The sequence below is a fragment of the Streptococcus parasanguinis genome (assembly GCF_016648855.1).
GTDB lineage: Bacteria > Bacillota > Bacilli > Lactobacillales > Streptococcaceae > Streptococcus > Streptococcus parasanguinis_L.
The window spans coordinates 289,341-300,736 of record NZ_JACLQU010000001.1 but is presented as its reverse complement, the minus strand read 5'-3'; the positions used below and the strand labels follow the sequence as shown (position 1 = coordinate 300,736).

Annotated in this window: 11 protein-coding genes; 6 read left to right on the top strand and 5 right to left on the bottom strand. The window is 40.6% G+C overall.

Going from position 1 to position 11,396, the window contains the following annotated elements; genetic code table 11:
- Positions 1–282 precede the first annotated feature (282 nt).
- Entirely contained in the window at positions 283–2,397 is a 2,115-nt protein-coding gene (locus tag H7T92_RS01415; RefSeq protein WP_201036794.1) for a surface-anchored 5'-nucleotidase, read from the top strand.
- A 66-nt stretch (positions 2,398–2,463) separates the two neighbouring features.
- Here H7T92_RS01415 and H7T92_RS01410 read toward each other — a convergent pair whose 3' ends face one another.
- The 3 genes from H7T92_RS01410 to H7T92_RS01400 are packed head-to-tail and all read right to left on the bottom strand — an operon-like array spanning position 2,464 to position 4,793.
- Positions 2,464–2,871 carry a hypothetical protein gene (locus H7T92_RS01410; protein WP_155199981.1) on the bottom strand — a complete coding sequence of 136 codons (408 nt, stop codon included), beginning with the start codon at positions 2,869–2,871 and terminating at the stop codon, positions 2,464–2,466.
- Positions 2,852–3,754, bottom strand: coding sequence for a phosphodiester glycosidase family protein (locus H7T92_RS01405; RefSeq protein ID WP_201036793.1), 903 nt, complete (start codon positions 3,752–3,754; stop codon positions 2,852–2,854). Before H7T92_RS01405 ends, H7T92_RS01410 begins: the two co-directional genes overlap by 20 nt.
- Positions 3,741–4,793 (bottom strand): bifunctional glycosyltransferase family 2/GtrA family protein, encoded by a 1,053-nt coding sequence (locus H7T92_RS01400; protein ID WP_201036792.1) that lies wholly within the window; start codon positions 4,791–4,793, stop codon positions 3,741–3,743. Before H7T92_RS01400 ends, H7T92_RS01405 begins: the two co-directional genes overlap by 14 nt.
- 303 nt (positions 4,794–5,096) lie before the next feature.
- Between H7T92_RS01400 and rpsF the strand changes: the two genes are divergently transcribed.
- The 5 genes from rpsF (at position 5,097) to H7T92_RS01375 (ending at position 9,280) form a co-directional block, all read left to right on the top strand.
- Entirely contained in the window at positions 5,097–5,387 is a 291-nt protein-coding gene (gene rpsF, locus H7T92_RS01395) for a 30S ribosomal protein S6 (protein WP_003005040.1), read from the top strand.
- Between the two features lie 20 nt (positions 5,388–5,407).
- Positions 5,408–5,905 (top strand): single-stranded DNA-binding protein, encoded by a 498-nt coding sequence (locus H7T92_RS01390; RefSeq protein ID WP_003008622.1) that lies wholly within the window; start codon positions 5,408–5,410, stop codon positions 5,903–5,905.
- Positions 5,906–5,946: 41 nt separating this feature from the next.
- Positions 5,947–6,186 carry a 30S ribosomal protein S18 gene (gene rpsR, locus H7T92_RS01385; protein WP_000068664.1) on the top strand — a complete coding sequence of 80 codons (240 nt, stop codon included), beginning with the start codon at positions 5,947–5,949 and terminating at the stop codon, positions 6,184–6,186.
- 231 nt (positions 6,187–6,417) lie between these two features.
- The gene (locus tag H7T92_RS01380) at positions 6,418–6,939 is read left to right on the top strand and encodes a GNAT family N-acetyltransferase (RefSeq protein WP_201036791.1); all 522 of its coding nucleotides are present in this window, start codon (positions 6,418–6,420) and stop codon (positions 6,937–6,939) included.
- Between the two features lie 265 nt (positions 6,940–7,204).
- Entirely contained in the window at positions 7,205–9,280 is a 2,076-nt protein-coding gene (locus H7T92_RS01375; RefSeq protein WP_201036790.1) for an ATP-binding cassette domain-containing protein, read from the top strand.
- A 456-nt stretch (positions 9,281–9,736) separates the two neighbouring features.
- Here the strand turns inward: H7T92_RS01375 and H7T92_RS01370 are convergent, their stop codons facing one another.
- The gene (locus tag H7T92_RS01370; RefSeq protein WP_201036789.1) at positions 9,737–10,414 is read right to left on the bottom strand and encodes a DUF1129 domain-containing protein; all 678 of its coding nucleotides are present in this window, start codon (positions 10,412–10,414) and stop codon (positions 9,737–9,739) included.
- A 28-nt stretch (positions 10,415–10,442) separates the two neighbouring features.
- Positions 10,443–11,387: a magnesium transporter CorA family protein gene (locus H7T92_RS01365; protein WP_031576884.1), complete on the bottom strand. Its 945-nt coding sequence runs from the start codon at positions 11,385–11,387 to the stop codon at positions 10,443–10,445.
- Positions 11,388–11,396: the final 9 nt, after the last annotated feature.

Here is an 11,396-nt window from a genome sequence, read left to right as displayed (position 1 = left end):
AGCCCACTCAACCACTGCGTCTTGCTCGACAATCCAAAAATAATTGAGAGGCTAGGACTTTTGTCCCAGCCTCTTTTGTGATGAACAGCAAGTAACAAAAGGAAGAGGATGAGAATAGATGTTCGGAAATCAAGCGTTTTCTGATAAAATTGTAAGAGTTTCCAGGAAAATATTGAAGTAAAACCGAAAAAATAGTAAAATGGAAGAGCTGATTGCAGCAAATCAACTGTTCTGCGTTCTCCTTTTTGGAGAAGTGTTTTACATTAGAAAATGGAGTATTCTATGAAGAAAAAAATTATCTTGAAAAGCAGTATCCTAGCGGTCGCTGCGGGTCTTAGTGTTTTTGCGATCAATAGCGTTTTTGCAGACGAATTGCCCGTGCAGTTCATGGGCGTTAATGACTTCCACGGTGCCTTGGAACAAACAGGGACAGCTCGTTTAGAAGGCGAAACTGTGAAAAACGCAGGAACAGCCCCACTTTTGGCAACCTATTTGAACGATTCGCAAAAAGACTTTGAAACGGAGAATGCCGGAACGCCAAATGCCAGTATCCGTGTGCAAGCTGGAGATATGGTCGGCGCAAGTCCAGCCAACTCTGCCCTCCTTCAAGATGAACCAACTGTAAAAGTCTTCAATGAAATGAACTTTGAATACGGAACCCTTGGAAATCACGAGTTTGACGAAGGACTTGGTGAATTCAACCGGATCATGAAGGGAGAAGCCCCAACACCTGGTCAATTCAACAAGATCGTCGATGAGTATCCTCATGAAGCTTCCAAACAAGAAGTTGTAATTGCCAACTTGGTTGACAAGGATACCAACAAAATCCCATTTGACTGGAAACCTTATACCATCAAAGAAATCCCAGTCAACGATAAGACCGTTAAGGTCGGATTTATCGGGGTTGTTACGACAGAATTCCCAAATCTTGTCTTGCGTAAAAATCATGAACAATACCGTGTTTTGGATGAAGCAGAATCGATTGCCAAATATGCGCGTGAATTAAATGACCAAGGAGTTCATGCGATTGCTGTCTTGGCCCACGTTGCTGCCACTAGTAAGAATGGTGTAGCAGAAGGTCCGGCTGCAGACATGATCAAAAAATTAAACCAAATCTATCCTGAAAACTCAGTGGATATCGTCTTTGCAGGTCATAACCACCAATATACAAACGGGATGGTTGGAAATACCTTGATCGTTCAAGGTACGTCTCAAGGGAAAGCTTACTCGGATGTCCGTGGTGTCCTAGATACAGATACAGCTGACTTTGTCAAAGCTCCAACTGCTAAAATTATTGCGGTGGATCCATCGAAAGGCAAAGCAAAAGATGCCAAGGTTCAAGCGATCATCGATGATGCCAATGCGACGGTTAAAAAAGTAACAGAAGCAAAAATCGGTACAGCAGAAAAAGCTGAAAATATTACACGTGAGTTGAATGCGCAAAAAGAAAGTGCTGTTGGAGATTTGGTCACAGCAGCGCAACTAGATATTGCCAAAAAATCAGGTTATCCAGATGTTGACTTTGCCTTCACCAATAATGGAGGAATCCGTGCAGACCTCGTGGTGAAACCAGACGGAACAGTCACTTGGGGTGCAGCTCAAGCGGTGCAACCATTTGGAAATATCCTCCAAGTAGTCGAAATTACCGGAGACCAAATTTATAAAGCTTTGGACCAACAATATGATGAGAAAGAGCTTTACTTCTTGCAAATGGCAGGGATCAAGTACACCTATACAAAACCAGCCGATGCAACAGAAGAAAATCCATATAAGGTTGTGAAAGCTTACAAGGCAGATGGAACCGAAATTGATCGCAACAAGACCTACAAGGCGATTATCAATGACTTCTTGTATGGTGGTGGTGATGGATTCTCAGTCTTCCGCGATACAAAATTGATCGGTGCGATTAATCCAGATACTGAAGTCTTTATCCAATACATCGAAGATGTGAATAAGGCAGGGAAGAAATTGTCTGCTTCAATCTTGGGCAACAAGACCTTTGTGGAAAAAGTGGAAGAAGAAACACCTACTCCAGAACCACAACCAACCCCACAACCAACTCCAGAACCACAACCACAGCCAGCGCCAGTTGATCCAGTAAGTCCTGTAAATCCAGTCCATCCTGTGGCTCCAGTGTCTCCTGTTACCCCAACTCCTCAACCTGAAACTCCAGTAACTCCAGCTCAACCAGCTGCAAGCGAAACAAAAGAAGTGGCAACAAACAAACCAGTCGCTGTCACTTATCATACAGGTGGTCAAGCGGAAGTAGTTGCTACACCGGCAACCGGTCTTCCAAAAACAGGTCAAGATGAATTGGCTTCAACCGTCCTTAGCCTCTTTGGTATGACCTCACTAGCTTTAGCAGGCTTTGTAGCCAGCAAAAAACGTGAAGGCTAAGTTCTTCATCCGTTAACTTACCCTAAAAAACGTCCGTTCTATAAAGAAACGGACGTTTTTGATGTCTTAGGCTGTTTTCTCCACCCAGACACTGCGGACAAAGAAGAGGCTGATCAGAGCTAGTGCTAGAAAGGCGACTCCAAGGTAATAATAGGGTTGATCCATTGTAGTAGATCGACCAGAGAGGTTGACAATCCCTCTGTAGAGGGCCCCGGCTGTGAGCGTAGCCACTCCTGAATTCCAAAGATTGAGACTCAGGCGAGAGAGGCCTTTCACCATGAACTGTAGAGCCACTAGTAGGGCACCACCGATCAAAGGTATTAAGAAGAGATAGTGCATGAAGGCAGAGGTTTCGCCAAAACTAAAGTGTTCATAGATGCGACTTCCAACGAAGAAGAAAGCTGAAATTAGAGAATACCAGAGAATCGTTTTTTTCAACCGTTGTTTGATAGGATTAGTAACCGATGTAGACAATGTCACTCACCGCCCTTTCTGAGATAGTACCATTTGTTGTTGGTTTGTTAATAACTTGGCCATTGAAGTAAAGGGTAGAAGATCCACCCCCATCCAGGTTGTAGGCTGTTTTAACACCATAAGAGTTCATCACTTCTGCTAATTGGTAGAGAGACAGGCCTTGGCTTTCTGAAGTCCGTCCGTCTGACACGACGATAATGTAGTGGTTTTCATCGATGATCCCAATCGCTGTCCGTGGATTTGACGCCATAGATTGCCCGACCTCTGAGTTGGTATCGACGGTAATTTCTCCATTTTCAACTAAGGAAGGACCGAAAGCGAGGAGATTGACGACCCCGTCTTTGACCAATTGATCCGCAGAGATCTCATCTTCGTAGATAATTTTGAAGGATCCATCCTTGTAAATGGCTAAGTCACCATTGCTTGAATCTTCCCGAACGGTATCGCGGTAGACCACTCCATTTCGGATGACGTATCCTGTACTGTTAGCCCCGTAATAGTCACCATTCACTGCTAGAATGGCACTGTTGTTGGCAGCTGTGACAGAGGTCTTGGCTGTCACGTTGGTTCCGTATGTGTTTTGTGCAAAGGCTGTTTTGAGGTAGTCAGATGAGCTGACTGTAATATCTGCAATGTAAACCTGGGTATTTTCAATCGTTTTTTCTGTTAGGCTCACCTGGATATTGTCATCTGAATAGCTAGTATCGGTCGTTGTTGCCGATGCAGCTGCTTTTTTTGCTGCCTTGGTGTCCGTAGTCGTAGCTTTTACGGTTTGGATGGCATCGGATAAGACAAAAGTCTTGAGCATCGAGTAGCTAAAACTGCTGGTTAAAAGAAGGCCAAAGCAGGCAGCATAGGTGTAGGATTTTTTAAAGAATTTCATGGTGGGGAGCTGTCCTTTCTTTGAAGATTACTTTTTTCTGGATCACCCATGAGACCAGAAAGAGGAGGAAGCCAACGACAATTTTACTGATCAGGAGATTGAGCCCGAAAGCAGTATAGAAGAGTCGAATCAAGAGCGTATCGAGAATAAAGAGGCCGAGGGCTAGACCAAAGTAGCCACTTCCTGTTTTAGCGACGCTGTCTTTATTCTTAAAGACCAGGTGCTTGTTAGTCGAGTAGTTAAAAATGGAACTCGTCACACGAGCGATCCCGTTCGCTAGGAGAATGCGAAGACTAATGGGCACGGCCATCATCACGAAAAGGAAGAAAGCGTAGACCAAGTAGTCTACGATAAAACTACTTAGAGAGGAGAGGGCAAACTTAAACATGTCCTTGTAGATCATGAGGCCATCTCGGATAGGACGGAAGTGGGAACCTTCATTGTCATTGATGTAGACTGTTTCAATCGGAACTTCTAGGATGGGGAAGGACTTGCTTGCTGCAAGGAGAACATTCATCTCATATTCATAACGCCGTCCGTCAACCTCAAGCATGAAAGGCAAGAGATTCGTAGTAAAAGCCCGTAAACCTGTTTGGGTATCGCTGATTGCCACTCCGGTTTGTTGTTTGAAGAGGAAACGGGTCAATTTGTTTCCAAATGCAGAACGCAAAGGAACTTGGCCAGAAAAGGCGCGTGCTCCTAAAATAAGTGCTCCAGGATGTTCTTGAGATTGGTTAACAACCCTGAAAATATCCCAAATTTTGTGCTGACCGTCTGCATCAGCTGTAACAATGCTTCCATAGGTGCCTCTTTCTAGGATGTAGGCATAAGCAGTTTTGAGAGCTTGCCCTTTTCCTTGATTGTGCTCATGAGTCAGAACTGTCGCAAGACCGTCCAATTTGTCAAAAATCACTTTCTTGTCAGCGTCACTCCCATCGTCGACAACGATGATGTGGAGATCGCTCTTAGCGTGGACCAAGCGAACCAGTTTGACAAGATTCAGATCCGGTTGATAGGCGGGGATGATAAGATAATTCATAATCGTTCCTCGTTTCTTGAGATTTGTTGAAGCTAGTATATAGACTCAAGCTTAAAGCTAACTGATATCAGTTTTCTTTAAGGAAAGAGGAGAAAGAAGGGGAGGGGTTTCTTCTATAAAATGTCATTTTTTAGGACATTTCTTTCTTTTTTCTCGAAGGGAACGTCAAAAATCATTTTTTAAATCCTAAAGATAATTCTTGCCTTTGTTCCAAAAGTCTGGTATAATAGTTTCTTGTGAGTAAACCTCACTTACCCCTTGCAAAGACTTGGGGTCATTAGTCCAAAAGGAGGAACATTATCAATGGCTAAATACGAAATTCTTTATATTATTCGTCCAAACATTGAAGAAGAAGCTAAAAACGCTTTGGTAGCACGTTTCGATTCTATCTTGACTGACAACGGTGCAACTGTTGTTGAATCAAAAGATTGGGAAAAACGTCGTCTTGCATACGAAATCCAAGATTTCCGTGAAGGACTTTACCACATCGTAAACGTTGAAGCGAACGACGCTGTAGCTCTTAACGAGTTCGACCGTCTTTCAAAAATCAACGGTGACATTCTTCGTCACATGATCGTAAAAGTTGACGCGTAAGAAATCATCAGAGGTGACTTATGATTAATAATGTTGTACTTGTCGGTCGTATGACCCGTGATGCTGAACTTCGCTACACTCCAAGTAATCAAGCAGTTGCTACTTTCAGCCTAGCTGTCAACCGCAACTTCAAGAGTCAAAATGGAGAGCGCGAAGCCGATTTCATCAACTGTGTGATCTGGCGTCAGCAAGCAGAAAACTTAGCCAACTGGGCTAAGAAGGGTGCTTTGATTGGGATTACCGGTCGCATTCAAACACGTAATTACGAGAACCAGCAAGGTCAACGTGTTTATGTCACTGAAGTCGTAGCAGACAGCTTCCAACTATTGGAAAGCCGTGCAGCACGCGAAGGGCATGCAGGTGGTGGCTATTCATCAGGCAACGGTGGTTTTGCTGGAAATGCAACCCCAAGCTTTGGTGGATCTGAACCAAGCAATGCAGCGCCAAACTTTGGTCGTGAAGAAAATCCATTTGGAGCGAATCCAATGGATATCTCAGACGACGATCTTCCATTCTAAGAATGGGTTTAACGAATTAAAACTATAAAGGAGAATTAAACATGGCTCAACAACGTCGTGGCGGATTCAAACGCCGTAAAAAAGTTGATTACATCGCAGCAAACAAAATCGAATATGTCGATTACAAAGATACTGAGCTTCTTAGCCGTTTCGTTTCAGAACGTGGGAAAATCCTTCCTCGTCGTGTAACTGGAACTTCAGCGAAGAACCAACGTAAAGTAACAACAGCTATCAAACGCGCTCGCGTAATGGCTTTGATGCCTTTCGTAAACGAAGATTAAAAAAGAGGTCCGGTGGACCTCTTTTTCATGAGCTTGAAGACAAGAGAGCGAATTAAGACCCTTACGGGTCTTTTTTTCAGGTCCGGTGGACCTCTTTTTCATGAGTTTGAAAATAAGAGAGCGAATTAAGACCCTTACGGGTCTTTTTTTCAGGTCCAGGTGGACCTCTTTGACCTTTCCCTAGCTCTAATCGTGTTATAATGTGGGAAGAAATGTATCAAGGAGGGAACTATGAAGGAAGGTGTAATCATCAGGAGGATGATAAAGGCAGATATTGAGCACATCTCTCAAGCCTTTATCCACCAAGGGTGGCCGGGTAGAAAGGATATCTTGACCAGCTATTTTCAGGATCAGGAGAACGGAGAAAGGGACGTATTAGTAGCTGAGTCGGATGGATTTGTGGCAGGTTATATCACTATATTGCCTGCTGCCAAGCACGGCCCTTTCGTGGGAGTCTATCCTGAACTATCTGATTTTAATGTTTTTGAGCCATTTAGAAATCGAGGAATTGGGAATCAACTCTTAGAAGAGGCGGAAAAAAGAGTCCGGCTACTATCAGAGATTGTTACTTTAGGGGTTGGTTTACACTCGGGTTATGGCCCAGCTCAAAGACTGTATGTTAAACGAGGCTATATCCCAGATGGATCTGGAATTTGGTTTAGGGATCAGCCCTTGGACCCATACAGTTCTTGTGAAAACAATGATGACTTAGTCCTCTATTTTTCAAAAAGATTGAACAATGATATGCAGTAAAATAATGCTCCATAATTATTGCAGTGCTTTTACCAACCACAGAAATTATAAAACAAGATTAATTTGTCAGACCTGCCTTTGGGTAGGTTTTTTGTTTGTCTTTTAACTATAGTTGATGTGAAAGTCAATTTTCTAGATAGAGATATCAACTAGAGGTGGAAGTTTATTTGATATAAAAGTATTTTACTCATTTAAATTGATATAGCTTGAAAAAAGAGCTATAATATCCTTGAGGGTAAGCGTTCTCAAAAGGAGGTGGCTGTTTATGTTTGAAATTCATAACTTGTCCATTAAGTATGGCAAGAAAACACTATTGCTACCAACATCTCTAAAGTTCGAAAAGGGAAAATTATATACAATTTATGGAAAATCAGGAGTTGGAAAAACTTCGTTGCTGAATAAAATTGGGCTGATTTCAGAGTATGACCCTAAAGTAACTTATATTTACGACGGCTCCAAAATTGATACGAGTGACAAGAAGATTGTTTCATCCTTTATTGCACAAAATATTGCTTTTATATTTCAAAATCATAATCTAATAAAAGACTTGACTGTGTATGATAATTTGAAAATTTCGCTAAACTTTTTCAAATTATCAACTAAGGAAATAGAAAATAAAATAGATAATATTCTAAGTGAGTTAGGAATTTTAGAATTGAAGGATGTATATCCTGAGGATTTATCTGGGGGAGAAGAACAACGTGTTGCCATTGCTAGAGGGATGATAACAGATAAGAATATTATTTTAGCAGATGAACCTACAAATTCTTTGGATTCTGAAAATAGAGAAATTGTCTCATCTTTACTGTTAAAACTAGCAAATAAATATAATAAAATCGTTATTGTAATTTCACACGATGAATATGTTATTAACAAAGGAGATATAAAGCTACATTTCGAAGACAAAAAATTAATTGGAATGAAAGAAGACATAGAGTGTAATTTTCAAGAAGAGTGGCATGCTAGTAAGTTAAAGAAAAATATTAGATTGAAGATCCAAAAGAAAAGGAAGGTACCTCCTTTACCTGTACTTTTATTAATACTAATTTCTTTCACAGTTTCGCTTGCAGTTGGTTCTATGAATATTCAATCATTATTTTCTTCTAAGTATCAAAGATTCATCAGTGATTCATTAGAAAATGGTTTCTTGGTTATTAATGATTCCATAGGACTTGGAACGAGCAAGGTGATTGATGATTTCCAATCGCTCTCGAATAAGGAAATACATCAAATTTCTGATAGTAGGAATGTATACAAACTAGAACCATATATTGAATTTCCTAGTATGGGAATGACTTTTGAAAATGCTGAAAACTATTTAAAAATTAGTCGAGATTTTTCACCGAATCTATCTATTAATGGAAAGAATATTCATTTATCCAAGAATTACAGTGTGCAACCACTATTCAATACGAATACGACTCAGAGACAAATTAAATACTTCGATAGGACTACGAATAGGGGGATATTTGTTTCGGAATCATTTATCAAAGAACAAAAACTAGAAGATATTGTAGCTGGGTCGGAGATAACACTTACATATTATGTCCCCATTAATATTTATGAATCTCACATAGATAAAGAAGGAAGTTATTCTAAATCCGATGGAGACCTATATGTGAAAGAGGAACAAACGTTTAAAATACTTGGCATCGTAAGAGAGGAGTATCCGTTTAACTATTCTGTAAATGATAACACCTTATTCATGATGAGTGATGAGATGTTAAAAATACAGAGCAAATATATAGGTTCAGAAAGCAAACAGAGAGAAACAATTGATGATCTTTCTGTAAAAGAATGGGCACCAAGTGCAGTACATGTTACTGTGAAGGATAGCAAAGATGTCCCTCAAGAAATCAATCGTATTAAAAAAATTTCGGATAAATTTTCAATTGTTTCGTCTTTCGAGAATTATAAAGAATTTAATAAAGGTTTAAAATACATAAAAAACTTTTTGATAATTATTTCGATTGTCATGCTTTTGCTCGTAGTTGCAATCTTATCTTTTGTCTTCTTTTTAATAAATCGAACGAGAAAATACGAAGTTGGCGTATTAAAGGCTATGGGATACAGTACAAAACATGTTTTTAGATTATTTATTCTTGAGTTATTAAATTATGGAAAGAAAATAATTACTTTATCAAGTATACTGCTTTTAATACTAACTATATTAGCTATTCAAATGCTTCAATTAGAAATAGTTGATATCATTCATTTCTATCTAACTTCTATAGTTTCATTAATTTTACTTACGTTTGCTGTATTAATGACTAGTGGGCTCATTCCTATCTATATGACAGGGAAGCAGCCTATTGTTGATGCCATTCGTAAGAATAGATAAATTGATTGGTCATAGTGACCAAAGGCTATAAGTAATCGTTTGCCATGGAAGTTGCATGTTCCTTATGATCGAGGAGTCAACGGATCTGTCTTAATCGGTGTAGGAATATACTCTCCGTGGGGAGCTGTTAACCCATGGTGAGATCAGCATTCTTATACTCTAGATTTTTAGAATATCTTGTGGTTAGATAGGATGAATGGCTCACTGCTGGATAAACAGTGGTGAGTTTTTTATCCCCCATAATCAGGAAAATAGTGATGTTTCTTTTCTTTATTATGTGGCTTAGATTGGAAATGTTTATCCAAAATTTTTTGAGAGTTGTTTTACATATCCTGGTTTTATAGGTTCATAGAGCTAAACATTATTCTCATAAGACGATTTCATAATAAAAACACCCCAAAAATTAGATTTTTTCTGTCTAACTTTTGGGGTGCAGTTTAAACTTCATCCGTTTTCTTAACGTCGAGTTGCAGGTGCTGTGCTCGAACTTTTAATATTAAAGCGTTTCTTGAGGTAGAAGCGAAGGACAAGTGCTAGAGCTCCTAAAACGATGGCAAGGACATCTGGAATAGTTGGGTTGAGGACTTGTGGGAGTAAGGAAGTAAAGGACAAGACAATGACCCAAAGGAACATGACTCCAACAAGAATCGGCATGGATTTCCAAAGAGAAGGACGCTCACTGCGATCTTTTGTGCCATCCATATACTGATAGAAGAAGTAGTACATGAGATACAAGAGCAGAGCCCCTGTCAAACTTCCAAGGATCAAGGTGATCAACCCATAGCCAGTACGACGCGGTGCAACCAAGTTCATAAAGGCGCTAATCGCAGCAAAGACACCAAAGATAAAGAGGAAGGAATCCAAAATCATAAGAGAGGGAGCATCGTTTAATTTCGGATGCTCTTTTTCATAGCGTTCTTTCTCGCTGAAAGAATTCGCCCAAACAGTTGGAGCTCCAAAAAGAGTCCGTGCCGGAATCCCTTTTCCTTGGTTTTCATAGATAGCTGGAAGGATTTCTTGGATGAGGCTTTCTGCTTCTTCCTCTGATTTACCGTTTTCAAGCAATTGGTGTTTGGCAATACGGATAAATTCTTGGTTTTTCTTGCTGAGTTGATTCAAATCAAATTGAGACATAAATACTCCTTAGTGTTATTAGTAGGTGTTAGAACCATTTTTTATGGATGAGGTAGACGACGAGAGAACCGGTCAGGGCAAAGGCGATGAAAATGATGAGCCAGAAGGCGTTTGGTTCTCCATTGAGCGGTAATTCATTGTCCTTGAAGTTCATTCCGTAGGCCGAGAAAATCATAGTTGGAATGGACATGACGATGGTCACCATGGCCAAGGTCTTCATGATGTTATTCTGGTTGTTGGAGATGATTGATGCGAAGGTATCGGTCATGGAGTGGAGGATGTTTCCATAAATATCCGCCATCTCAATGGCCTGCTGGGTTTCGATCAAGGTATCTTCCAGTAGATCTTCGTCTTCTAAGTATTTCTTGATGTTACTAGTGGCGCTGGTCAATTTCTTGATCACGCGCTCATTGGTTTTCAGTGAGGCCTTAAAGTAGACGATGGTTTTTTCTAACTCCATCAACTCAATCAGCTCTTCATTACGCGTTGATTTGTGCAGTTGACTTTCAATCTGCTCGCTTTTGCGATCCAGGGTACGAAGCGCAGACAAGTAGAGTTCAGCGTTGCGATAGAGGATCTGAAAGATAAAGCGTGACCGCATAAAGGTATAGAAATTCCGCAAGCGTCGGTTGATAAAGATATCGAGAAGCGGCAATTTCTCTAAGCAAGTCGTGATAATAGCCTCTTCTGTCAGGATAATCCCTAGCGGAATCGTCACGTAGTAGGTCTGATTGTTCCGCTCTTCCTTGATGGGGACGTCGACGATGATCAAGGTATACTCATCTTCGATGGTCATACGGGACATTTCTTCCGCATCGAGTGGTGCCCGTAAGTCTGCAATATCGATATTAAAAGCAGAGGCGATTTCCATCGATTCACTTTGAGAAGGGTTAACAAGGTTGATCCAGCTACCGGGTTCCAGCGTCTCTATTTCCTTAAATTCAGTCGTTGTCGATAAAAAGACCTGTTTCATGGTGCCTCC

Coding starts and splice junctions, on each gene's coding strand:
- H7T92_RS01370 (WP_201036789.1), bottom strand. CDS start 10,414: ATGTCTCAATTTGATTTGAATCAACTCAGCAAGAAAAACCAAGAATTT.
- H7T92_RS01365 (WP_031576884.1), bottom strand. CDS start 11,387: ATGAAACAGGTCTTTTTATCGACAACGACTGAATTTAAGGAAATAGAG.
- H7T92_RS01390 (WP_003008622.1), top strand. CDS start 5,408: ATGATTAATAATGTTGTACTTGTCGGTCGTATGACCCGTGATGCTGAA.
- H7T92_RS01375 (WP_201036790.1), top strand. CDS start 7,205: ATGTTTGAAATTCATAACTTGTCCATTAAGTATGGCAAGAAAACACTA.
- H7T92_RS01415 (WP_201036794.1), top strand. CDS start 283: ATGAAGAAAAAAATTATCTTGAAAAGCAGTATCCTAGCGGTCGCTGCG.
- rpsR (WP_000068664.1), top strand. CDS start 5,947: ATGGCTCAACAACGTCGTGGCGGATTCAAACGCCGTAAAAAAGTTGAT.
- H7T92_RS01405 (WP_201036793.1), bottom strand. CDS start 3,754: ATGAAATTCTTTAAAAAATCCTACACCTATGCTGCCTGCTTTGGCCTT.
- H7T92_RS01380 (WP_201036791.1), top strand. CDS start 6,418: ATGAAGGAAGGTGTAATCATCAGGAGGATGATAAAGGCAGATATTGAG.
- rpsF (WP_003005040.1), top strand. CDS start 5,097: ATGGCTAAATACGAAATTCTTTATATTATTCGTCCAAACATTGAAGAA.
- H7T92_RS01400 (WP_201036792.1), bottom strand. CDS start 4,793: ATGAATTATCTTATCATCCCCGCCTATCAACCGGATCTGAATCTTGTC.